Origin of the sequence: Nocardioides sp. YIM 152588, assembly GCF_040191335.1 — a bacterium.
Classification (GTDB): Bacteria; Actinomycetota; Actinomycetes; order Propionibacteriales; family Nocardioidaceae; genus Nocardioides.
The window spans coordinates 60260-82551 of sequence record NZ_JBEGDJ010000010.1; the positions used below are offsets into that span (position 1 = coordinate 60260).

At 73.7% G+C, this 22292-nt stretch carries 20 protein-coding genes; 9 read left to right on the plus strand and 11 right to left on the minus strand.

Annotation, left to right across the window (positions count from 1 at the left end; genetic code table 11):
* The first annotated feature begins 69 nt into the window (after positions 1 to 69).
* The 4 genes from ABLM29_RS07510 to ABLM29_RS07525 all read left to right on the plus strand — a co-directional run bounded on the left by ABLM29_RS07510 (position 70) and on the right by ABLM29_RS07525 (position 5869).
* Positions 70 to 1632, plus strand: a complete 1563-nt coding sequence (locus tag ABLM29_RS07510; RefSeq protein WP_349713429.1) for a helix-turn-helix domain-containing protein — start codon at positions 70 to 72, stop codon at positions 1630 to 1632.
* Between the two features lie 277 nt (positions 1633 to 1909).
* The gene (locus ABLM29_RS07515) at positions 1910 to 3565 is read left to right on the plus strand and encodes a hypothetical protein (RefSeq protein ID WP_349713431.1); all 1656 of its coding nucleotides are present in this window, start codon (positions 1910 to 1912) and stop codon (positions 3563 to 3565) included.
* 121 nt (positions 3566 to 3686) lie between these two features.
* The gene (locus tag ABLM29_RS07520; RefSeq protein WP_349713432.1) at positions 3687 to 4712 is read left to right on the plus strand and encodes a WxL protein peptidoglycan domain-containing protein; all 1026 of its coding nucleotides are present in this window, start codon (positions 3687 to 3689) and stop codon (positions 4710 to 4712) included.
* Positions 4713 to 4720: 8 nt separating this feature from the next.
* A complete protein-coding gene (locus ABLM29_RS07525) occupies positions 4721 to 5869 on the plus strand; it encodes a hypothetical protein (RefSeq protein ID WP_349713433.1) in 1149 nt (382 codons plus the stop codon).
* Positions 5870 to 5910: 41 nt separating this feature from the next.
* On the opposite strand, the gene ABLM29_RS07530 is transcribed toward ABLM29_RS07525, so the two are convergent.
* The 5 genes from ABLM29_RS07530 to ABLM29_RS07550 are packed head-to-tail and all read right to left on the minus strand — an operon-like array spanning position 5911 to position 10938.
* A complete protein-coding gene (locus tag ABLM29_RS07530; protein WP_349713435.1) occupies positions 5911 to 6471 on the minus strand; it encodes a hypothetical protein in 561 nt (186 codons plus the stop codon).
* 4 nt (positions 6472 to 6475) lie between these two features.
* Positions 6476 to 8146 carry a sulfatase family protein gene (locus ABLM29_RS07535; protein WP_349713436.1) on the minus strand — a complete coding sequence of 557 codons (1671 nt, stop codon included), beginning with the start codon at positions 8144 to 8146 and terminating at the stop codon, positions 6476 to 6478.
* Positions 8147 to 8193: 47 nt separating this feature from the next.
* The gene (locus tag ABLM29_RS07540) at positions 8194 to 9072 is read right to left on the minus strand and encodes an SDR family NAD(P)-dependent oxidoreductase (protein WP_349713486.1); all 879 of its coding nucleotides are present in this window, start codon (positions 9070 to 9072) and stop codon (positions 8194 to 8196) included.
* Positions 9073 to 9095: 23 nt separating this feature from the next.
* Positions 9096 to 9833 carry a glucose 1-dehydrogenase gene (locus ABLM29_RS07545; protein ID WP_349713437.1) on the minus strand — a complete coding sequence of 246 codons (738 nt, stop codon included), beginning with the start codon at positions 9831 to 9833 and terminating at the stop codon, positions 9096 to 9098.
* 19 nt (positions 9834 to 9852) lie between these two features.
* On the minus strand, positions 9853 to 10938 hold the full coding sequence (locus ABLM29_RS07550) for an NAD(P)H-dependent amine dehydrogenase family protein (protein WP_349713438.1): 1086 nt from the start codon (positions 10936 to 10938) through the stop codon (positions 9853 to 9855).
* 172 nt (positions 10939 to 11110) lie between these two features.
* On the opposite strand from ABLM29_RS07550, the gene ABLM29_RS07555 reads away from it, so the two are divergent.
* Positions 11111 to 12115: a DUF1214 domain-containing protein gene (locus ABLM29_RS07555; protein WP_349713439.1), complete on the plus strand. Its 1005-nt coding sequence runs from the start codon at positions 11111 to 11113 to the stop codon at positions 12113 to 12115.
* A 181-nt stretch (positions 12116 to 12296) separates the two neighbouring features.
* A complete protein-coding gene (locus ABLM29_RS07560) occupies positions 12297 to 13139 on the plus strand; it encodes a hypothetical protein (RefSeq protein ID WP_349713440.1) in 843 nt (280 codons plus the stop codon).
* A gap of 75 nt (positions 13140 to 13214) precedes the next feature.
* Here ABLM29_RS07560 and ABLM29_RS07565 read toward each other — a convergent pair whose 3' ends face one another.
* The 3 genes from ABLM29_RS07565 to ABLM29_RS07575 form a co-directional block, all read right to left on the minus strand.
* Positions 13215 to 14453: an acyl-CoA dehydrogenase family protein gene (locus tag ABLM29_RS07565; protein ID WP_349713441.1), complete on the minus strand. Its 1239-nt coding sequence runs from the start codon at positions 14451 to 14453 to the stop codon at positions 13215 to 13217.
* A 61-nt stretch (positions 14454 to 14514) separates the two neighbouring features.
* Positions 14515 to 15288, minus strand: a complete 774-nt coding sequence (locus ABLM29_RS07570) for an SDR family oxidoreductase (protein WP_349713442.1) — start codon at positions 15286 to 15288, stop codon at positions 14515 to 14517.
* Positions 15289 to 15376: 88 nt separating this feature from the next.
* Complete coding sequence (locus ABLM29_RS07575; RefSeq protein ID WP_349713443.1) at positions 15377 to 16012, minus strand: TetR/AcrR family transcriptional regulator; 636 nt, start codon at positions 16010 to 16012, stop codon at positions 15377 to 15379.
* Positions 16013 to 16174: 162 nt separating this feature from the next.
* On the opposite strand from ABLM29_RS07575, the gene ABLM29_RS07580 reads away from it, so the two are divergent.
* The 3 genes from ABLM29_RS07580 to ABLM29_RS07590 all read left to right on the plus strand — a co-directional run bounded on the left by ABLM29_RS07580 (position 16175) and on the right by ABLM29_RS07590 (position 19617).
* Entirely contained in the window at positions 16175 to 17377 is a 1203-nt protein-coding gene (locus ABLM29_RS07580) for an NAD(P)/FAD-dependent oxidoreductase (RefSeq protein ID WP_349713445.1), read from the plus strand.
* A gap of 162 nt (positions 17378 to 17539) precedes the next feature.
* Positions 17540 to 18202, plus strand: a complete 663-nt coding sequence (locus tag ABLM29_RS07585) for a hypothetical protein (protein ID WP_349713446.1) — start codon at positions 17540 to 17542, stop codon at positions 18200 to 18202.
* 221 nt (positions 18203 to 18423) lie between these two features.
* Positions 18424 to 19617, plus strand: a complete 1194-nt coding sequence (locus tag ABLM29_RS07590; protein ID WP_349713447.1) for an HNH endonuclease signature motif containing protein — start codon at positions 18424 to 18426, stop codon at positions 19615 to 19617.
* Positions 19618 to 19635: 18 nt separating this feature from the next.
* Here the strand turns inward: ABLM29_RS07590 and ABLM29_RS07595 are convergent, their stop codons facing one another.
* From ABLM29_RS07595 to ABLM29_RS07605, 3 genes are all read right to left on the minus strand, one after another.
* Complete coding sequence (locus ABLM29_RS07595; protein WP_349713448.1) at positions 19636 to 20211, minus strand: hypothetical protein; 576 nt, start codon at positions 20209 to 20211, stop codon at positions 19636 to 19638.
* A 69-nt stretch (positions 20212 to 20280) separates the two neighbouring features.
* Positions 20281 to 21372 (minus strand): MSMEG_0565 family glycosyltransferase, encoded by a 1092-nt coding sequence (locus ABLM29_RS07600; RefSeq protein ID WP_349713449.1) that lies wholly within the window; start codon positions 21370 to 21372, stop codon positions 20281 to 20283.
* Positions 21369 to 22292: a carbon-nitrogen hydrolase family protein gene (locus ABLM29_RS07605; protein ID WP_349713451.1), complete on the minus strand. Its 924-nt coding sequence runs from the start codon at positions 22290 to 22292 to the stop codon at positions 21369 to 21371. The genes ABLM29_RS07600 and ABLM29_RS07605 overlap by 4 nt, the downstream gene beginning before the upstream one ends.

The following is a 22292-nucleotide window of genomic DNA, read 5'->3' on the forward strand; positions in this document are numbered from 1 at the left end:
TCCGGGGAACCTCAATGTCGTCTCATCACAATGATCGGGGCGCCCTTGTGGCCATGACACAATGCACCGGTGACAACGGTCGCAGACCTCCTGCACAGCGGCGCCCACCGGGGCCTGGTGTCCCTGTCCGGCCGGGACCTGGGTCACAGCCAGGACTCCCCCGAGGTGCGGGACGTCGCCGCGATCGGCGACCTCGCCGACGTCGCGGCGCCCGGCGCCGGCGCGCTGCTCGTGGTGCTGCCCAGCGCGCTGCGCGCCGCCGAGCCCTACGAGCTGGACGTGGCGGTGCGGCACTGCATCGAGCGCGACCACGCGGCCGTCGTCCTCGTCGGCCTGCACCAGCTGCCGGTGACCAGCGCCCGGCTGGCCGCGCGGGGCGGGCTCGCGGTGCTGTCGGTGCCGGCGGAGACCAACGTGGCCGAGCTGATCCTGTGGCTCAACCGGATGGTGCGCGGCGGCGCCGCCGACACCGTGGCGCGCGCCGAGGCCGCGCTGGCCGTGCTGGCGCGGTACGCCGACGCCGACACGGACCCCGACGCCGACCCGGCGGCGGGCAGCGCCGACGAGCTGGTCGCGGATCTCACCGCCGCGCTCGGGCAGGCGTTGGAGCTGCGCACGCCCGCGACCGACCGGGCGTGGGTGCCGCCGGCGCCCGGGTCACCCGGCGCGGTGCTGATCGGCGACCGGGTGGTCGGCGAGCTGGTCTGCCCGCCCGGCGACCACGCCGCGCGCCTGGTGCTGCCCGCGGCCGTGGCGGCGATCGGGACGCGGAAGCGGCGCGAGCTGGAGCGGGCGTTCGCACCGTCCCAGACCCGCGCGGAGCTGCTGGCGCAGATCGTGATGGCGGAGTCGACCCAGCTGACGGCGCTCGACGAGCAGGCGCGGCGGGTCGACTTCCCGGTCGACCTCAACCACGTCGCCGCGGCGCTGCGGTTCCGCCCCGACGGCGACCTCTCGGCCGAGGCGAGCCTGGCCGCGCAGCGGCGGCTGGTCGACCACGCGGAGATGCTCTGCCTGGAGCGGTTCCTGCCCCAGGAGACCTGGTGGCACGTCGCCCGGACCGGCGGCGGCCTGCTGATCGTGGCCAGCGACGACCTCGACGGCCCGTCGCTGACCCGGGTCGCCCGGGCCGGGCTGGAGGAGCTGCTGGCCGACCTCCGGCGCGAGGACGCGGAGGTGTACGTCGGCCTGGGCAGCGACCAGCGCGGCCTCGGCGGCCTGCGCCAGTCCGCGGCGGAGGCGCGCTCCGCGCTCGACCTGGCCCAGCAGACCGGCCGGGAGGGCGCCGTCACCACCCTCGACGTGACCGGGGTGCGCCGGGTGCTGGCGGACCTGTGGTCCTCGCCGCTGAGCCGCCGGATCGTCCGGGACATGCTGGCGCCGCTGGACGCGCTGGGGCCGGAGCGGTCGGCGCGCGCGATCGAGACGCTGTCGGCGTACCTGGACCACCAGTCGTCGCCGAAGCACGCCGCCGCGGCGCTGCACCTGCACCCGAACGCGGTCTCCTACCGGATGCAGAGGATCGAGGCGACGCTCGGCGTCGACCTCACCGACCCGGACGTGCGGTTCGGCCTGCACCTGGCCTGCCGGATGCGCGGCACGGAGCTGCTGGCGCCGGGCGGCGCGGGATGAGCGGCACCGCCGTGGAACGCTTGTAACACGCTGTCGCAGGCAAATAGAGCCGTCAGTCGAGCCGTACCCAATCGTGAGGATATAGAGAATATATGATTGACGATATATCTCCCGCCTCGCGACGGTGATCCGGCTGCGCCACCCGATGGGCGCGGTGCAGAGACAGGTTCTGCGACTCACCTCGCCCCGCTGTCCCCGGGGCGTGATCCCGACAAGGAGATACGGGTAGATGAGAGCAAGGAACAAGGTAGCCGCCGCACTCAGCGGCTCTGTCCTGATGGCGGGCGCCGCCGTCGTCACCACAGCCGTACCGGCCATGGCCGTCACGCCCACCGGTGGTTGCTGGGTGTACTCCGCCGTCGGCGGCTCGGCGGTGGACTCCACCGACACCAGCGCCGGTGAGCTCAGCAGCTCGCTCGCCTCCTGGGGCGCCGGCGCCGACTACGTCCTGACCACCAGCGGTGGCAGCACCGTGGGCGACACCCGCGACATGTCGCTGACGTTCAACACCGGTCCCAACAACGGTGGTCCGGCGGCCAGCGGTACCGCGTACTACTACTTCTCCGTCAACGGCACCAACCTCCCCCCGGTGACCAAGGCGTTCAACGCGCCCGGCTTCGCGGCGATCCCCGGCGACACCATCAACGGATCGTTCACGATCCCGGCCGGTGGCAACAACGACGTGGTCTTCCGCAAGGTCATCTACGACATCCCGTCGTTCACGCTGCGCGTCCAGTGCAACGGCCAGTCCAGCGGCACGACCGGCGCCACCGGCATCAACCCCGCCACGACCCCGATCGACACCAACGTGACCTCGAGCTTCAGCGCGTTCGCGGTGGCCACGGCGACCGTGGACGGCATCACCAACCAGAACGTCACCAACGCCGCCCGCGCCGGTGACGTGATCTCGTTCACCGGCTCGGACTTCACCTCGGACGGCACGGCCTCCGCGGAGCTGTGCGACGTCGGCGGCGGCGCCTGCGACGCGGCGAGCGCCACCACGTTCGCCGTGAGCGGCGGCACCGGCAGCGGTTCGGTCACCGTGCCGGCCGGTCTCACCGGCGCCAAGGTCCTCAAGCTGTCCCTCGGCGGCGAGGCGGGCACCCAGGCGATCACCCTCCTGGGCTCGCCCACCGTCCAGCTGAGCATCGCCGGTGGCGGCGCGGGCACCACGGTCCAGGTCACCGGCAGCAACTGGGACCCGAGCAAGTCGATCACCGTCGGCGGCTACCAGGCACTCGTGGGCGCACCGCCGCCGCCGGCCACCGCCGACACGCCCGTGCTGGCGACCACCTCGGCCACCGGCACGCTCTCCGCGTCCTTCACGGTCCAGGACTCCACCACCGCCTTCATCGGCGCGAGCCAGCGACCCGGCCCCGGAGCGATCTTCTCGGTCGCGGCGTTCACCTTCTCGGGCGACGCCTGCACCGCCAAGGAGGGCCTCGCCACCACCGGGGAGTGCTCGCTGCTCGAGGTGGTCACCCTGACCGTGACCGCGGGCGACCTGAAGATGTCCAAGAACGCCGGTGACGTCGCGATGAGCGGGATCACCCTCGACGGCACCGACCAGGTCTCCACCGGCTCGCTGCAGGACGTCAACGTGATGGACTACCGCGGTGGCGACCTCGGCTGGGCGCTGACGGCGAAGTTCTCCGGCCTCTCCGGCCCGGCGGACATCGCCCCGGACAAGCTGACCATCACCCCGGCCTGCGCCGCTGCCGCCAACAGCGACGACACGGTCACCACCGGGTCGCAGGCGGCGTTCGCGGACGACGCGACCGCGGTCGGCCTCTGCTCGGTGCTGGTGGGCGACCTCGGCGCCGACAACGTCAGCGGCGGCGACGTCGCCGCCGACGCCGACCTGCTGCTCGACCTGCTCATCAACCAGGCCGCCGGCGACTACACCGGCACGCTCACGCTCACGCTGTCGTGACCGTGACGACCCGGTGAGCGAGCAGTGATCACCGGTTGAGGTACCGGCCCGGGTGGGTGCCCACCGCACCCACCCGGGTCACCACCCCCACTTCCCCCACCGCACGAGGAGGACCGAGCAGATGACCGCCCCGCTCCGCACGTTCCGCGTCCTGGCTGCCGCGGTCCTGGCCGCCACCACCCTCCTCGGCACCACCCTCCTCGCGCCGCCCGCCGGCGCCACCGACAACGGAGCCTGGTCCGTCACCCCGACGCCACCGGCCGAGGGCGCGGCCGCGCCTCGCACGTACTTCGTGCTCGAGGGCGACCCGGGCTCGAAGATCAAGGACAAGGTCCGGATCCAGAACTGGACCAAGAAGCCGCTCACCTTCAAGCTCTACGGCGCCGACGGCTACAACACCGAGCGCGACGGCTTCTTCGCCCTCCGTGGCTACGAGGAGGAGATGGTCGACCTCGGCTCCTGGATCAAGCCGCTGACCAGCCAGGTCACCGTCTACGGCAAGACCCAGGTCGACGTGCCGATCACCATCAGGATCCCCCGCAACGCCTCCCCGGGCGACCACGTGGGTGGCGTCGTCGCGATGGACGTGGCGATCTCCTCCTCGGGCGACGAGGGCATCGACGTCGGCATCCAGCGCGCGGTCGGCTCCCGGATGTACGTGCGCGTCAGCGGCCCCGCCGCGCCCTCCCTGGAGGTGAGCGACGTCCGGCTCGACCACGACCGCGGCGCCTGGCCGTGGTCCGGCGAAGGCAGCGGCACCGTCACCTACACCGTGGAGAACACCGGCAACCTGCGGCTCTCCCCGACCGCCCTGATCACCCTCACCGGGCTCGCGGGCGTGGCCGACGAGGTCACCGTCGACCAGCTCGTGGACCTGCTCCCGGGCCAGCGGGCGACCCTCTCCCAGCCGGTCGCGCACGTCCCGTCCGCGGGCCGGGTCACCGCCGAGGTCGCGCTGACCACCGACGAGGGCGCCGGCGCCCGCGCCGACGCCTCCGCCTGGCTGGTCCCCTGGATCCCGCTCGCGCTCCTCGCCGCGATCCTGCTCGGCGCGCTCGGCTGGTGGCTGCACCGCCGCCGCACGGCGCCCGACCCGCTCGCGGGCGCCGAGGGCGCGCCGGTCATCACCGTCTCGGCCGGCCGGTGAGGGATGCCGTGCCCCGAGGACCCCTCCCACCCCGACGACGACCCGGCCGGCGACCCCTCGCCGCGGCGCTGGTCGCGCTCGCCGTGGTCGCGGCGCTCACCGCCCTCGGCGCCCCCGCCTCGGCCGACGACGCGACCCCGGACGGCGACGAGGCCGCCGCGCTGACCGGATCGGTGCTGCCCAACAACGCCGGCATCGGTGACCGGGTCGCGGTCTACAGCGCCGGCTGGGCCCCGGACACCCAGGTCCAGGCGGTGCTCTGCGGCGACCTGGCGATCGGCGGCTCCCAGGCCTGCGACCTGCCCCGCGCCGCCCTCGGCAGCGCGGACGACGAGGGCGTGGTGAGGCTCCAGCTGGCGCTCCAGCGCCCGCCGCGCCCGTGCCCGTGCGTGGTCCACCTGAGCCCCTTCTCCGGCGGGACCGAGGTCGTCGACGTGCCGATCAACGTCGCCGGCGTCCGGATGGGCACGCCGCCGGTGCGCGAGACGCCCGAGCCGGCCGACCTCACCATCGAGGGTGCCGTGGTCGACGGCGGCGGATCGGTGCTGCGCCGCCTGCTCGGCCTCGGCGGCGACGCGCGGGTCGTGATCACGATCAGCAACGACGGCGGGGTGGCCGGAGCGGTACCCGAGCTGCGCTACGGGTTCGGCTCCGGCGCCGTGGAGACCTCGGAGACCATGCTGCCGGGGGTCGTCGTCCCCGCCGGCGAGAGCCGCGAGGTGATGCTCGACGTCGACGTTCCGGTCGCCGCCGTCGGCACCCAGATGGCCGTCGTCGGCTGGGCCGACCGCACCGGGCTGCTGGTCGACGCCGAGTGGTCCACCGTCCCGTGGCTGGCGATCGTCCTGCTCCTGATCCCGCTCCCGGTCGGCCTGCTCTGGCACCGCGCCCGGCGCCGGCCGGCCGACGACGAGGGCCTGCCGCCCGCGCCGCCGGAGCCGACGTACCCGCTGCCCGACGTGGTGTACGTCGACGGCGTCGGCGGGCTGCTGGTCCGGCCCGGGGCGCTGCGCCGCTCGCAGCTGCGGCGGGTGGGCGGCCGGCTCAGCGCCGAGGACCTCGCGCTGCTCGCGGCCGGCGGCCGGGTCGACCCCCAGCCGGTCGGCCGCGGCGCTCCCGGCCCCGTCCCCCATGTCGTGACCGACCTGTCCCCCTGACGGTCGGCACCCCCAGAGCGGCGAGCCTCCCGCGTTACCTGTCAGCGCGGGAGGCTCGCTTCTGCCCCGGCCCGGCCGCCCGGGCCCACCGGGCACAGCACGTCCCCGCGCAGGCGGGTGAGCAGCGCCCAGCCGAGCAGGCCGACCGCCGCGACCTGCAGCAGCGGCTGGAGCGGCTCGAACCAGGTCAGCGCCCCCGACGTGCCGAGCAGCACCAGGACCAGCTTGTTGCAGACCGGGCAGCCCACGGCGAAGAAGGTGAGCGTGCCGCCGATCCAGCCGCGGGTGGCCGAGCGGTCGGGGCCGTCGCCCTCCGCACCGTCCGCGGCGACCGGCTCCCCGGGCACGCGGACGTAGGTGGCCACGACCAGCCCGGCGAGCACCGAGGAGGCCAGCAGCGCCGGCCAGGCCCACCACGTCGGCGGGATCTCGCGGGAGAAGACCGCGGTGTCGATGAGGTCGGTGGGCACCGCGACGGCGAGGGTGAAGCCCGCCGCGACGGCGGCCGCGGTCAGCCAGCGGCGCGCGGGCCAGCCGCGCATCCCCGCCAGCGCCACGCCGACGCCCACCCGCTCGTTCCCAGCACGCGCTCGCTCGTCCACGCCATCACCCTACGGAACCCCCGGTGGGGATCGGGAAGTCGGAGCGCTCGCAGGCGGCCACCCCGGCGCATCCGGCGAGCGCCTCGGCGCGGCCGCGCAGATCGGCGAGCACGTCGGCGACGGCCGGGTCCCCGGCCAGGTTCTGCAGCTCGAACGGGTCGGCGTCGCGGTCGTAGAGCTCCTCGAAGCCCTTCTGGCGCCGCAGGTAGGTGTAGCGCTCGGTGCGCACGCCCCGCCACTCCCACTGCCGGGACTCGCTCAGCCCGGTCTGGATCCGGCCGGCCTGGATCAACGACGTGGAGGAGAGCCGCCCGGTGCCGGCGATCGCCGGGCGCAGGCTCTCGCCGTCGGTGCGACCGAGCGCCCGGACGCCGTCCAGCAGCCCGGCGTAGTCGAGGATCGTCGGCGCGACGTCGACCAGCGTGGCCGGCTCCGTGGAGGCGCTGCCCGGGGCGATGCCCGGCCCGCGCATCAGCAGCGGGATCTGCAACGACTCCTGGTAGGGCTCGTTCTTGCCCTGCATGCGGTGCTCGCCGAGCAGGTAGCCGTTGTCGGAGAGGTAGATGACCACGGTGTTCTCCAGCTGGCCGGTGCGCGCGAGCGCGCGGATCACGCGGGCGTTCGCCTCGTCGACCGCCTGCAGCGTGCGCGCCCGGGCCCGGATCAGCGACCGCAGCTTCCCGGCCGACTGGACCGGTCGGCGCGCGATCACCCGCGGGTTCTTGTCCGACACGTCGCTCTCCCGGTACGACGCCTTGCCGGCCGTCCAGATGCCCAGGTCGCGGTAGCGCTTGCGGTGCCGGTCGGCGGGGCGCGGCGGCAGCCAGCCGGCGCCGTCCTCGGCGGCACCGCTGGCGTGCTTGCCCTTCCGGGTGTGCGGCGCGACGTGCGAGGCCCAGACGAAGAACGGTCGCCCGGCCGCGGAGAACCGCTCGATCCGGTCCACGGCCTGGTCGGCGACCACGTCGACGACGTACCGCTTCCGGTAGCGGCGCGGGTGCCCGTTGTTGAGGAACCGCGAGCCGTAGTAGGCGTAGGTGCCGCCGATGGTGGGCGACCAGTAGTCCCAGCCGTCCATCGCCGGAGCCTTGGCCGAGTAGCCGTTGAGGGTCTTGCCGATGAAGGCGGTGCGGTAGCCGCCCGCCTGCAGCCAGGCCGCCAGGTTGCTGTGCAGGTTCTTCCGGATGAAGGCGCTGTAGCCGCCGTAGGCGCCGGCGTTGGAGAGCACCCCGTTGTTGTGGCCGTACTCGCCGGTGACCAGCTCGGCCCGCGCCGGGCAGCACAGCGGGTGCGGGTTGATGGCGTCGGTGAAGTCGACGCCGGCGCGGCCGAGGAGCCGGCGCGTCCGCGGCATGAACCGCATCTCGGTGTCGGTCTGGTCGTCGGCGGTGATCAGTACGACGTTGGGCTGCTGGGTGGTCCGGCGCCCCGAGACGTCGAGCTCGATCGTGGTCCGCGGGCTGGGTCCGGTGGCGGTGGCGTCGTCACGCTCGGGCTGGCCGGCGGCCAGCGCGACCCCCGCACCGGCGGGTCCGTGGGCCAACGAGCCGATGAGGCCGAGGGCGACGAGGGGCACGAGTGCCCGGCGGGCGCGGCTGGCGATGAGGTGCTCCTGTGCGTGCTGCCGGGCGGGGCCACCGGCGTTCCGAGAAACCGACTCCCCCAGCGTCAGCACGGAGCAATCTACCGGCCCCGGCCCCGGCGGGGTCCGCCGCCTCGCGGTCAGCCGGTGGCGGCGGGGCGGAGCGCCGCGGCCAGCTCCCCCAGCGACCAGGGCGGGTGCCGGGCGTCGTCCCGGTAGGTCAGCATGGTCTCCTCGGGGCGGGAGAACCTGCCGACGTAACCGCCGGCGCCGACCAGCACCTCCCCGCTGATCCCCGCGGCCACGTCGCTGGCCAGGAAGGCGTACAGCTCGGCGACGTGCTCCGGGCCGGGCGGGTGCAGGGCGCCGTGCAGCATCAGGTCGTCCAGCAGCCCGCGCTCGTGGAGCCGTCGCACGCCGGCCTCGTAGTCGGGCCCCTCGGAGAGGCGGGTCCGGGCGCCGGGGCAGACCGCGTTGACCCGGACCCCGTGCTCGGCGAGCTCGGCGGCGAGCGCGTAGGTCAGGCTGTTCACCCCGCCCTTGCCGGCCGCGTAGCCGGTGCCGCCGAAGACGCCGGTGAACGCGTGCGAGCTGGTGGTGACGATCGCGCCGCGGCCGCGCTCGACCATCAGCGGCGCCACGGCCCGGCAGGCGACGAAGGTCGCTGTGAGGTGGCTGTCGACCAGCGCCTGCCAGTCCGCGAGGTCGAGGTCGAGGATCGAGGAGCCGGCCGGCTCGGCGATGCCCGCGCAGGTGACCAGCACGTCGGGCCCGCCGAAGCCGGCCGCGGCCTCGACCATCGCCTCCAGCACCGCGGGGTCGGCCGCGGAGCCCGCGACGCCGGACACGTCCGCGCCGGCCTCGGCCAGGTCCGCGAGCGCCGCGTCCAGGCGAGCCGGGTCGCGGCCGTTGATCACGACCCGGGCGCCGTGGCCCGCGAGCGAGCGCGCCACGGCCAGCCCGACGCCGCTGGTCGACCCCGTCACCAGCGCGACGCGGTCCTCGAGGGCGCGCGGCATCACCGGCGTACCCGCCCGGTCTCTCAGGCCTTGTGCGGGATCTGGTTGACCGTCCCGCCGTCCATCACGAACTCCGAGCCGGTGGCGTACGACGACTCGTCGCTGGCCAGGAAGAGCACGAACGCGGCGACCTCCTCCGGCTGGCCGGGGCGGCCGAGCGGGATCGGGATCATGTCGTCCGGGATGCCCTCGGTGATCGGGGTCTTGATCAGGCCGGGGTGCAGCGAGTTGACCCGGACGCCCTGGGATGCGAGCTCCATCGCGACCGACTTGGTCAGGCCGCGCAGGCCCCACTTGGAGGCGACGTAGCCGTGCGCCCAGGGGGTGCCGCGGAGTCCCTCGATCGAGGAGACGTTGACGATCGAGCCGCCGCCGTCGGCGATCAGCGCGTCGGCGCAGGCGCGCATGCCCAGGAACGGACCGGTCAGGTTCACGTCCAGGATGTGCTGCCACTTCTCTATCTTGAACCGCTGGAGCTGGCTGCCGTTGGCGATGCCGGCGTTGTTGACCAGGACGTCGAGGCGGCCGAACTCACCCGTCGCGACGGCGAGGGCCGCGGCCCAGTCCTCCTCGCTGGTGACGTCGAGGTGCACGTAGCGCGCGGCCTCGCCGAGCTCGTCGGCCAGCGCCTTGCCCTCGGCGTCGAGGATGTCGCCGATCACCACGCTCGCGCCCTCGGCGACCAGCGCCCGCGCGCTCGCGGCGCCGATCCCGCCGGAGCCGCCGGTCACCAGCGCCACCTTCCCTGCGACACGTCCCATGAAGTCTTCTCCTCGTGCTCTAGTTGGTGAGGGTGGTCGCGAAGATGCCCTTCGCGGTGTTGAACGGCAGGTCGAGCACCGTCCGGATGCCGGGCTCGGCGGCGACCACGTCGGGGATCGCGTTGACCACGCGGCCGGCGCCGGCCGCGATCGCCGCGTAGTTGTGGTCGCCCTTCGCGCTGGTCGGGCAGACCTCGACCCGGTACGACGGCTCCCCGGTGATCTCCACCCGGTAGGAGCCGCCCTCCTGGGCCGCCTGCGGCCAGTCGGGCCGCAGGTCAGGCCGCAGCCGCGTGGTGTGGTCGACGACGAGCACCTCGCGGCCGTCCACCACCCCGGCGATGACGAACCGCACCGCGGCCACGCCGCCCTTCGGGATGTGGCCGGCGGCGACGTCGAACGCCTCGGGCGCCGGCTCCTGCTCGAACCACTCGGTGATCCCGTCCAGCTCCAGGCCGAAGCCGGCGGCGAGCTGGCGCAGCGTGACGCCCCAGGCCGAGGAGAGCATGCCGGGCTGGAAGAGCATCGGCAGGTCGCCGGGCTCGCGACCGAAGCCCATCACGTCGAACATCACCGGCCCGCCGTCGTACGTGGCGTAGTCGGCGATCTCGGAGCAGCGGACCTGCTCGACCGACTGGCAGGTGGAGGCGATCGCGAACGGGAGCAGGTCGTTGGCCCAGCCCGGGTCGACGCCGCTGACGAAGAGGCTGACGCCGTGGTCCTGGCAGGCCTGCTCGATCGGCTCGATCATCGAGTCGGGCAGCAGGCCCCAGGGGTGGATCAGCGGCACGGGCGAGGTGGCGACGACGTTCGCCCCGGCCGCGAGGCACTTCTGCAGGTCGCCGAGCGCGTCGAAGAACCGGGTCTCGGCGAGCGCGCAGTAGACGACGCAGCCGGGCTCGAGCGCGAGCGCCGCGTCGAGGTCGTCGGTGGCCAGCACGCCGGTGACGACGTCCTCGCCGGCGAGCTCGCCGGCGTCCCGGCCGACCTTGGCCGGGTCGGAGACGACCAGCCCGACCAGCTCGAAGCGCGGGTCGGCGATCACCTGCCCGAGCGCGATCCGACCGACGTTCCCCGTCGCCACGTGCACGACCCGTACAGCCACCCGATCCTCCTCGACCCGTGGACGCGCGCCACCGGGCGCCGAACTAGACAGGTGTCCAGATTAGAACGTGTTCTATGCCGGATGCAAGGGGTCCCCGGCACGGCCCTTCGACCCTGGCCCCGCGCCGGCGGCCCGCCTAGCGTCGAGGAGACCGACCAACCAGGAGGCGACGATGGAGTCGACCACGGCCACGAGCACCACCGAGACCACCGCCACGACACCGACGGTGACCGTGCACAACTACGTGCGCGCCGAGTCGGACCACCAGATGCGCACCTACGTGGAGAAGTTCTCCTGCTTCGGGAGGCTCGCGCACGCCCGCGCCGCGTACGACGTGCACCACCAGGTGACGGTCCGCGCGCAGCGCGACACCCTCTACTCCTTCGGGGTCTTCGACCTGACCTCCCCGCCGACCGTGACGCTGCCCGACCCCGGGGAGCGCTACCAGTCGCTGATGGTGCTCAGCCAGGAGCACTCGATCACCGTCGAGCACGGCCCCGCGGAGGTCACGCTGACCGCCGAGGAGGTCGGCACCCGCTACGCGCTGCTGCTGGTGCGCACCTTCGTCGACCCGGGCGACCCCGACGACCTGGCCGCCGCCCACCGGCTCCAGGACGCCGTCGTGGTGGCGCAGGACGACCCCGGCCGCCTCGACCTGCCGGACTGGCCGCCCGAGGAGGTGGCGGCGGTCCGCAACACCGTCATGCAGGTCGCCTCGACCGTCGCCGACTCCACCCGCTGCTTCGGCCGCAAGGAGGAGCTCGACCCCGTCTACTGGCTGCTCGGCGCCGCGCTCGGCTGGGGCGGCCTGCCGGCGACCGAGGCGATCTACGAGAACGTCGTGCCCGAGCGCAACGACGGCGTCACGCCGCACACCCTCACGGTCGGCGACGTCCCGGTCGACGGCTTCTGGTCGGTCACCCTGTACGACGGCGAGGGCTGGATGCCGGTCAACGACCGCGACGCCTACTCGTTCAACAACCTCACCGCCCGGCGCGACGATGACGGCACGGTGACGATCCACTTCGGCGGCGACCCGGCTCAGCCCAACCACCTGCCGATCGTCCCCGGGTGGAACTACGTGGTCCGTCTCTACCGGCCGCGCGAGGAGGTCCGCTCCGGTGGCTGGCGGTTCCCGCCTCCGGTGCCCGTCGACGCCGACGCCGAGGCTCTCTAGGGCGCACCACCGGCGCGAGTCGGCAGAAACTTTCTGCCGACTCGCGAGGGTTCGGCGCCGAGTCGGCAGAAACTTTCTGCCGACTCGGCGCCCGACGGGTCGCCCGACCGGACTCCTCCACTCATCCCACCGCCCGCCGATAGGTGAGGCACGACAGGCATGAGGCGGAGGGGGTGCACCGATGGTGATGCACGACGAGCGGCCCGCGACGGACGACACCGCCGGCGCCGGCACGACCCGCGAGGCGGGCGGGCGCCGCTGGCCCGCGCGCATCGGCTGGACAGCGGCCGCGATCGCCACCGGATCGGCGCTCGGGCTCTCGGTGGTGCTCGGCGTCCGGCTCGACGAGCTCGCGGGCCTGCCCGAGTCCGCGCCCGTCGCCCCGGCGCCCGCCCCCGCACCGGCCCCCGTCGCCGCCGATCCCGCGGACTGGGCCGAGCCGGCCGGCGAGGAGCTGGCGCTGGCCGACACCGGGTCGATGGCCATCCCGGCCGACTTCCCGCTCAACCTGGGCCAGACCGCCGTCGACCCGGAGAGCGGCGAGGAGTTCGTCCCCACCCCGGGGCGCGACCTCGACGTGGTGCGCCCGGACCTGCTCTGCGGCATGCCGATCGGCGCGCCCGCGCCCGCCGACCACCTGGTCTCGGTCGGGCGCGACTTCGAGTGGGTCGACGCCCGCGAGCTGGTGCTCTTCGCGGACGCGGCCGAGGCGTCGGCGTACCTGGACGGGTTGCGGTCCGCGGTCGCCGACTGCCGCGTGGACCGGCGCCCCGGCGGCGCCGTCCGGCTGACGGAGCACCAGTACTCGACCGGCTACGACGACCTGTACTTCAGCGAGACCGCCACCGCCGGGGTCGGCGGTGGCGCCTACCAGCTCCTGCGCGTCGGCGCCGCCGTCCTCGTCCGCTACACCGGCGGCGACATGGGGGCGCCCGCGGAGGAGGAGTACCTCGCGTACCTCGCCGAGCAGAACCGGCCCATCGCCCTGCGCATGTGCCTGTTCACCGCGGCGGGGTGCAACTGAACCTGGTTCCGTCCAGGGAGGGAGCCTGGCGGCCGCCCCGTCGGAGGCGGGGCGGCCGCAAGGTCCGCTGAGTCCTCAGGCGTCGCGGCGGGCGGCCTGACGGGCCAGCTCGGTGCGGGCCAGCGCGTTCTTGTGCACCTCGTCGGGGCCGTCGGCGAACCGGAGCGTGCGGACGCCGGCGTACGCCGCCGCCAGGTCGAAGTCCTGGGAGAGCCCGCCGGCGCCGTGGGTCTGGATCGCCTTGTCCAGGATCCACTGCACGGTGGTCGGGGTGGCGATCTTGATCGCCTGGATCTCCGTGTGGGCGCCCTTGTTGCCGACGGTGTCCATCAGCCACGCGGTCTTGAGCACCAGCAGCCGCAGCTGCTCCAGCCGCACGCGCGACTCCGCGATCCAGTCCCGGACCACACCCTGGCGGGCCAGCGGCCTGCCGAACGCGACGCGGGACTCGGCGCGCTCGCACATCGCCTCGATCGCGCGCTCGGCGATGCCGATGGAGCGCATGCAGTGGTGGATCCGGCCCGGGCCGAGGCGCGCCTGGGCGATGGCGAAGCCGGCACCCTCCTCGCCGATCAGGTTGCTGACCGGGACGCGCACGTCGGTGAAGGTCATCTCGGCGTGGCCGCCGTGCTCGTGGTCGTCGTAGCCGAAGACCTCCATGCCGCGGTTGACCTCCAGGCCGGGGGTGTCGCGCGGGACGAGCACCATCGACTGCTGGCGGTGCCGGTCGGCGGTCGGGTCGGTCTTGCCCATCACGATGAAGATCCGGCAGTTCGGGTTCATCGCGCCGGTGATCCACCACTTGCGGCCGTTGATCACGTACTCGTCGCCGTCGCGGACGATCGAGGTGCCGATGTTGGTGGCGTCGGAGGAGGCGACGTCCGGCTCGGTCATCGCGAAGGCCGAGCGGATGGTGCCGTCGAGCAGCGGCTCGAGCCACTGCTCCTGCTGCTCGGCGTTGCCGAACATCTCCAGCACCTCCATGTTGCCCGTGTCGGGCGCCGCGCAGTTGAGCGCGGCGGGGGCCAGGTGCATGGAGCGGCCGGTCATCTCGGCGAGCGGGGCGTACTGGAGGTTGGTCAGGCCGCCGCCGTGGGGGTTGTCGGCGCCGGGCAGGAAGAGGTTCCACAGCCCGCGGCTGCGGGCCTCGGCGCGCAGGTCGCCCATCACCGGCGCGGAGTCCCAGGCCCACGGGTCGTCGAGCTTCCCGAGCTGCTCGTGGAAGACCGGCTCGGCCGGGTAGACGTGGGTGTCCATGAAGTCGCGGAGGGCGTCCTGCATCTCGAGGGTGCGGGCGTCGTGGGCGAAGTCCATCGGTTTCTCCTTCGTTGGAGGTGGTGCTGGGGGATGCCGGGGTCTGCTGGCGGCGCGCCGCTCAGGCGCCGCCGCCGAGCAGGACGCCGCCGTCGACGACGAGGGTCTGGCCGGTCATCCAGGCCGCGTCCTCGCTGAGCAGGAACGCCACGACGCTGCCGATGTCCTCGGGCACGCCGAGGCGCTTGAGCGGGTACGCCGCGGCGACCTGCTCCTCGCGGCCCTCGTAGAGCGCGGTGGCGAACTTGGTCTTGACCACGGCCGGGGCCACGGCGTTGACCCGGATGTCGGGGGCCAGCTCGACCGCCAGCTCCTCGGTCAGGTGGATCAGCATGGCCTTGCTGGCGCCGTACATCGCGATCCCGGGGGCGGGGCGCAGGCCGCCGATCGAGGCGACGTTGACCACCGAGCCGCCGTGCTCGGCCATCCACGCGCGGTGGGCCTGCTGGACCCACGCGAGCGCGGCGATGCAGTTGACCTCGACGATCTTGCGGGCGGCGCCGGCGTCGAGCTCCATGAGCGGGCCGTACGTCGGGTTGATGCCGGTGTTGTTGACCAGCAGGTCGAGGCTGCCGAAGGTCTCGATCGCGCGGGCGACGGTCTCGGCCTGGTGGTCGGTGTCGTCCGCGTGCCCGGCGACACCGAGCGCCACGTCGGGCCCGCCGAGGGTGGCGACCGCCTCGTCGAGCGCCTCCTGCTTGCGGCCGGTGACCACCACGCGGGCGCCCTCGGCCACCAACCGCTCCGCGATGCCCAGCCCGATCCCCCGACTGGCGCCGGTCACGATCGCGGTCCGCTTCTCGAACCGGGGGGCGGCGGGGGGCTGTGCGGTCATGCGGGAGCTCCTTTTCATACCATCTGGTCGGTATGTAGCATCGGGGGCGGCGCGGCGGCTGTCAAGGGCCGTCCGGCACCTGCGCGCGTCAGCGCGGCAGCAGGCTGGCGAGCAGCAGGTCGGCGTACTCCCGACCCAGCTCCTCGGCGCTCAGCGCGCCGTCGGGTCGCCACCACGCCGAGATGTGGTGGACGGCGCCGAAGTAGTAGTCGACGACCAGGTCAGGATCGACGTCGGCGCGGAACTCCCCGGCGGCCAGCCCGTCGGCGACCATCGCCCGGAACGTCTCGTGGTAGCGCCGGCGGGCGCGCCGCACCTCCGCCTGGCGGTCCGCGCCGAGCTGGTGCAGCGACCGGAAGAAGATCACCACGTCGGGCAGGTTCTCGATCACCGTGACCACCACGTCGGCCGCCGCGAGGCGGACCCGCTCGGCCACCGGCGCGTCCAGCGCCGCGAACCGCTCCAGGTTCTCCTGCTGGAGCCGGAGCACGCGGGCGTAGATCTCGTGCAGCAGGTCGTCCTTGGAGGAGAAGTAGTGGTACATCGCCCCCTTGGTCACCCCCGCCGCGGAGACCACGTCCTGCACCGAGGTCCGCTCGAACCCCTTCTCGGAGAAGAGCCGCACGGCGGTCTCGACCAGCCGCTCCGGCACGCTGAGGCCGTCGACGGTGGTCGGCGGGCGGCCGCGTCGGGGTGCGGTGGCGTCTGCCTCGACCTCGGACATACGGGGATCATACCGACTGGTCGGGATGTCGCCCGGTGGCGTAGTGCGGCGGTCACGGCCCGCGTCGGCCACGGCCGACGTCGGCCCTTGTCTGTGTGACCGACGCCACGTACCGTCTAAATGTCCGGACATCCGGACAGATCGGACGAACAGGAGAGACAGATGGCCACCGCCCAGCACTTCAACGTCCTCGTGATCGGCGCGGGCAGCGCCGGCGTCAGCGTCGCCGCCCGGCTGCGCCGCAAGGGGGTCGACCGGATCGGCCTCCTGGATCCGTCCGACACGCACTACTACCAGCCGCTGTTCACGCTGGTCGGCGCCGGCCGCGCCTCGGCGTCGGAGACGACCCGGCCGATGGCGAGCGTGATCCCCAAGGGCGTCGCCTGGGTGCAGGACGGCGCGGAGTCCGTGGATCCCGACGCCCACACGGTCACCACGACCAAGGGCGCGATCCTCGGGTACGACCAGCTCGTCGTCGCCCCCGGCATCCAGCTCGACTGGGACACCGTGCCCGGCATGTCGGAGGCGCTCACCACGGTCCCGGTCACGAGCAACTACCGCCTCGACCTGGCGCCGCGGACCTGGGCCAACATCCAGGCGATGACCTCCGGAACCGCGGTCTTCACCATGCCCTCGGCCCCGATCAAGTGCGCGGGTGCCCCGCAGAAGATCGCCTACCTGGCCTCGGACTACTGGCGCCAGCAGGGCGTGAACGACCGGATCCGGAAGGTGCTCGTGCTGCCGACGCCGGGGATGTTCGGCGTCCCGGTCTTCGCGAAGGAGCTCGAGCGCGTCGCCGCCCACTACGGGATCGAGGTGCGCTTCAACAGCGAGGCGGTCGAGATCGACGCCGACGGCCGCGGCGTCGTCGTGGCCGACAATGCCGCGGGGACCAAGGAGACCATCGACTACGACCTGCTGCACGTCGTACCGCCCCAGTCCGCGCCGGACTGGATCAAGGCGGGTCCGCTGGCGGCGGCCGACAACCCCGGCGGGTACGTCGAGGTCGACCAGTACACGCTCCAGCACACCCGCTACCCCGACGTGTTCTCGCTCGGCGACGCCGGCTCGACGCCCAACTCCAAGACCGGGGCGGCCGTGCGCCACCAGGCGCCGGTGCTGGTGGAGAACCTCCTCGCGCACCGCGCAGGTCGCCCGCTGGAGGCCCGGTACGACGGCTACGCCTCCTGCCCCCTGACCACCTCGCGCAACAAGGTGCTGCTGGCCGAGTTCGACTACACGATGGAGCCCCACCCCAGCTTCCCGCTGATCGACACCACCAAGGAGCGGCGGGACATGTGGTGGCTCAAGCGGACAGGCCTGCCGGCGATGTACTGGAACCTGATGTTGAAGGGCCTGGCCTGACGGGGTTCGTCGGAGCGGACGGGAGGGTCCCGGGTCGGGCCCGGCGGGTCGGGCCCGGGTCGTGTGCCTGTGACATCGGAATCCCGATGCCTGGGCCACACGACCCTGCCGAGGGCGACGCAGCGGCGGCAGGATGAGCCCGGGCACCCCGAGGAGGACGCCATGGCCGCTGACCCGCCGGGCACCGGAGTCCCGGCCGCTCTCGAGGGCGCCGCGCTGATCGCGTGGCACCTGGTCGCGACGCCGGTCATCGGCCGTCGGCGCCGGCGCTGGGGCACGGCCGGCACCGAGGCGACCGACGCGCTGGCGGGCGACGACCAGGTGCCCGATCCGCGCTGGTCCTACACGCTCGGCGTGGGCGTCGATGCCCCGCCGGAGTCGGTGTGGCCGTGGGTCGCCCAGGTCGGCCAGGGTCGGGGCGGCTTCTACACCTACGAGGCGCTGGAGAACCTGGTCGGCTGCCGGATCGAGAACACCGCGGAGGTCCTGCCCGAGCACCAGCACCCCGCCGTCGGCGACGAGATCCGCCTGCACCCCTCGACGCCGGCGCTGCGGGTGGCGGTCGCGGACCCTCCGTATGCCCTCGTGCTCGTCGGGTCGCCGGCCGAGGTCGGCGACGGGCGGAGCTGGGGGAGGTCCACCTGGCAGTTCGTGATCACCCCGGCCCCCGGCGGCGGGAGCCGACTGCTCACCCGGGGGCGCTACGACTACGGGCCGGACTGGCGGAGCCGCCTCGCCTTCGGGCGCTTCCCGATCGAGCCGATCTCCTTCGTGATGAGCCGCCGGATGATGCTGGAGATCAAGCGGCTCGCCGAGCGCAGGTGAGGCCGACTCCGTGGGTCGGCCTGTCCGCCGCGCAACGCACCACACGCCTGTGACCTGCTGTTTCATCGATTCTGACGATCGAACTCCAGTTCGTTTCCCGCGTACAATCGAGGTACGCCGCCACCGCTCCCGAAGGCCGCACGATGACCCTCCTTCCCGGTCCCACCACGCACCGCCTCACGCGTGCCGTAGCCGAGGCACGCGAAGCACTGGGGGCGGTGGTGGGCGCGCAGGCCAACTACCTGGGCACCCGGGAGAAGGAGGACCTGCTCACCGAGCTGGTCGCACTGGAGGCCCAGGTCGCCGAGCTCCGGCTGCGGACGATCGCCGGCGACGTCGCGGACGCGCACGGGGCCCGCGACGTGGCCGGGTGGCTCGCGCACCGCGCCAACGTGGAGATCGCCCGGCTGCGCCCCGAGGGCCGGCTGGCCGAGGCAATCGACCAGCGCTGGCCACACGTCGGGGCCGCGATGGCCACCGGACGCCTGTCACTGGACCAGGCCAAAACCATCGTGCATGCCCTCGACGCTCTGCCCGGGAGGGTCGGGGACGAGGTGCGGGCCGATGCCGAGGCGCGGCTGGTCGCACTCGGGACCGGCGAGGCCGCCGAGTGCGGCGGGCTCGGGATGCTGCCCCAGCACCTGCGCGTCCTGGGCCGGCGGGTGCTGGACGTGGTCGCCCCCGAGGTCGCCGAGGACGAGGAAGCCCGCCGCCTCCACGCCGAGGAGACCCACGCCCAGGCCGCCTTGTCGGTGCGGATGAGGCCGCTCGGCGACGGCGCCACCCGGGTCACCATGACCCTCCCCGACGCGACCGCCACCCGGCTGGCCACCTACCTTGACGCCCTCACGTCGCCCCGGACCACCGCGCCGGAGGTGGACCGGCTGCCCCGGCACCGGGTGCTCGGGCACGGGTTCTGCGCGCTGCTCGACCGCCTCGACCCCGCTACTCTGCCCGAGCACGGCGGCGACGCCACCACGGTCATGGTCACCGTCGGCCTGGAGGACCTGCAGAAGCGCCTCGGTGCCGCCGGCCTCCTCGACAGCGTGACCGCGGACGGGATCGGTCGGATCACCGCTGCCCACGCCCGCCGCCTGGCGTGCACCGCCAAGATCGTCCCCGCGGTCCTCGGCGGCACGTCGGAGGTCCTCGACCTCGGGCGCGGGCAACGGCTCTTCAACGCAGCCCAGCGCAAGGCGCTGAGGCTGCGTGACACCACCTGCCGCGCGGAAGGGTGCACGGTCCCGGCGACCTGGTGCGACGCCCACCACGAGACCGCGTGGTCACGCGGCGGCGGCACGGACCTGGCCAACGCCGTCCTGCTGTGTGGGTTCCACCACCACCGGGCCCACGACACGGCGTTCGAGGCCGACCGGCTGCCCAACGGCGACCACCGCTACCACCGACGGCGGTGAGCCGAAGCCACCGCCCGCTCAGGCGACGCCAGGAACGGAGACAGCACGGACGGCATCCGCCAGCCCCTCGTACGGAACAGCCTCCGCGTAGGCCTGTACCGCTCGCAGGCCGAGCGACCGCTGGTCGATCCGCTGGACAACGTCGACCGGGAGAACATAGAAGTCCCACTGGCGGACGTCCAGCGGGTCGTAGGACGCGTGCACCTGGGCCGTCTGCACGCAGAACACGTAGACGTCTGCGTTGAAGGAAGGCTCACCCTCGCCGGTGAGTGGGTCCCAGGCGCGCGCCTTCAGCCCACCGAACCGGATGGTCGAGTGCCGAGCCTGACCCCAGGACTGGAGATAGGCGCTCGACTTCACCTCGATCCTGATGCCATCGGGCGACCGGACGTCGAACTCCTTCCACTCGGGCTGCACCTCCGTAGCCCCCACAGCGCGCGCCACAAGCCACTCCGCTAGCAGGCCGCGCGTCGTATTGGTCCGTAGGTCGCGCATGGCGTACCCCCAGAACTCCACGACGGTCGCATCCAGACCCCTGAACGTCTCGGTACCAGTCAAGGGGATGCCCTCGCCGGGCTCGATCCACGTGGTCACACGGGCGACCCTAGGGAGCGACCGGTCCAGCCACCGTCGTTTCGGTCGGATCACCCGCGACGGACAGGCTCATCGGGCGATGTCGCCGTACAGCTCCCGGTGCGCCTCGGCCGCGGCGGCCCAGGTGTAGCCGGCGGCCAGGAGCCGGCCCGCCTCCGGGTCGGGCGGCCGCCGCAGGGCGACCGACAACGCGGCCGCGAAGGAGGCAGGGTCGGTGCCGTAGCCGACGGCGTCGCCGAGCACCTCGCGCAGGACCGGCAGGTCGCGCGCCACCACCGGTACGCCGGCGGCCAGCGCCTCCAGCGCGGCCAGCCCGAAGCCCTCCTTGGTCGAGAGGAACGGCAGGGCCGCGGCCTCGGCGACCAGCGCCGGCAGCCTGTCGTCCTCGACCGGGCCGAGCACCTCCGGCTCGATGCCGAGCGCCTCGGCCCGCTCCTCGAACCGGGCCCGGTACTCGCGGTAGTCGAAGAGCGTCTCCCCACCGGCGAAGACCAGCCTCAGCCCCGGCGACTCGACACGCAGCAGGGCGAACGCCTCCAGCAGGTCCATGCTGCCCTTGCGGGGCTCGATGCCGCCGACGGCGAGCACGTACCGGCCGAGCCGCTCACGCCACTCGGCCCGGCCGGCCAGGTCCCCGGCCGCGGCGGCGAACCGGTCGGCGGCGACGCCGTTGGGGATCACCTCGGCGACCCGCCCGTAGCCGATCCGCACCTCCGCGGCCACGGCCTCCGAGACGCAGACCAGCCGGGCCGGCTCCCGCACGGCGCGCTCGTGGCAGGCCACCAGCTCCGGGGTGCGGAACGCGTCCAGGTGGTGCACGGTGCGCAGCAGCGGGCCCTCGGTGCGCAGCGCCGCGTTGGCGCTGATGCAGTCCTGCGCGTGCACGACGTCGTACGCCGACCGGACCGGCGCCAGCGCGTCGGCGAGGACCTCGATGGAGCGCAGGATGCGGCGGCCCACGTCCGCGTCGGGGTCGTCGAACGGGACGGCGTGCACGGTCACCGCCGGGTCGACCGGACGGAAGAAGGCGCGGTCCCCGCCGCGGCCGAGCGTCCAGACGTCGACCTCGACGCCCTGCGCGGCCAGCGCCTCGGCCAGGTGCAGGGTGTGCACGACGCCGCCGCGGGGGCGCGTCGAGTAGGTGAGCAGGGCGACCCTCACGGCAGGCCTCCCGGGTCGCCCGGTCGACGTGGGCGGGGTGGTTTCGAGGCTCGCTGCGCTCGCACCTCAACCACCGGTGGGCACCGGTAGGCCGCCGGGGTGAGCTCGGCCAGGTGGTGCAGCAGCCGCCGGGACCGGGCGATCTCGGCGCCCACGTCGAGCTCGGCGACGGCGAGGCCGCCCTTGGAGCCGGTCCGGGCCAGGATCTCGCCGCCGGGGCCGACCACCTTGGCCTGGCCGAGGAACCGCAGGCCGCCCATCACCCCGGTCTGGTTCGAGGAGACCCAGACGACCTGGTTCTCGGCGGCGCGGGCCTGGTCGTAGAGGTCGAAGAGCCGCGACTGCCGGTCCTGCGGCAGCCGCGAGGCGCGGTCGGTGACCGACGCCGGCCACGCGGAGAGGCAGGCGAGGACGTCGGCGCCGCCGAGGGCGAGGGTCCGGGCCGCCTCGGGGAAGGTCTTGTCGTAGTCGATCAGCATCCCCAGCCGCCCGACCGGGGTGTCGAAGGGCGCGAAGGTGTCGCCGGCGGCGTACACGAGGGACTCGCCGGCGGGCTGGTGCACCTTGCGGTGCCGCCCGAGCACGCCGTCGCCGGAGACGCAGACCGCGGCGTTGTAGAGCCGCTCCCCGCCGTCCGGCGCGACGGCCTCCTCGGAGTAGCCGAGGCAGACGACCATGTCACCGGCCATCGCCGCCACCCGCCGGATCTCGAACGAGTCCTCGGCGAGCCCGGGCGGCAGCGCGGCCGGGTCGGGGTGCCGCAGGTCGGAGAGGTACCCGCCGAGGGTGGCGTCGGGCAGCACCAGCAGCCCCACGCCGGCGGCGCGGGCGTCGGCGAGGATGCCCTCCAGCTTGGCCAGCGCCCGGTCGAGGTCGCGCCCGAAGTGGGCGGCGACCGCGCCGATCCGGACCGGCCCCAC

What these genes read in the sequence shown, in the direction of transcription:
- ABLM29_RS07560 (WP_349713440.1), top strand. Translation starts at nt 12,297, where the DNA reads ATGGTGATGCACGACGAGCGGCCCGCGACGGACGACACCGCCGGCGCC.
- ABLM29_RS07555 (WP_349713439.1), top strand. Translation starts at nt 11,111, where the DNA reads ATGGAGTCGACCACGGCCACGAGCACCACCGAGACCACCGCCACGACA.
- ABLM29_RS07520 (WP_349713432.1), top strand. Translation starts at nt 3,687, where the DNA reads ATGACCGCCCCGCTCCGCACGTTCCGCGTCCTGGCTGCCGCGGTCCTG.
- ABLM29_RS07565 (WP_349713441.1), bottom strand. Translation starts at nt 14,453, where the DNA reads ATGGACTTCGCCCACGACGCCCGCACCCTCGAGATGCAGGACGCCCTC.
- ABLM29_RS07545 (WP_349713437.1), bottom strand. Translation starts at nt 9,833, where the DNA reads ATGGGACGTGTCGCAGGGAAGGTGGCGCTGGTGACCGGCGGCTCCGGC.
- ABLM29_RS07570 (WP_349713442.1), bottom strand. Translation starts at nt 15,288, where the DNA reads ATGACCGCACAGCCCCCCGCCGCCCCCCGGTTCGAGAAGCGGACCGCG.
- ABLM29_RS07575 (WP_349713443.1), bottom strand. Translation starts at nt 16,012, where the DNA reads ATGTCCGAGGTCGAGGCAGACGCCACCGCACCCCGACGCGGCCGCCCG.
- ABLM29_RS07540 (WP_349713486.1), bottom strand. Translation starts at nt 9,072, where the DNA reads ATGCCGCGCGCCCTCGAGGACCGCGTCGCGCTGGTGACGGGGTCGACC.
- ABLM29_RS07580 (WP_349713445.1), top strand. Translation starts at nt 16,175, where the DNA reads ATGGCCACCGCCCAGCACTTCAACGTCCTCGTGATCGGCGCGGGCAGC.
- ABLM29_RS07515 (WP_349713431.1), top strand. Translation starts at nt 1,910, where the DNA reads ATGGCGGGCGCCGCCGTCGTCACCACAGCCGTACCGGCCATGGCCGTC.
- ABLM29_RS07585 (WP_349713446.1), top strand. Translation starts at nt 17,540, where the DNA reads ATGGCCGCTGACCCGCCGGGCACCGGAGTCCCGGCCGCTCTCGAGGGC.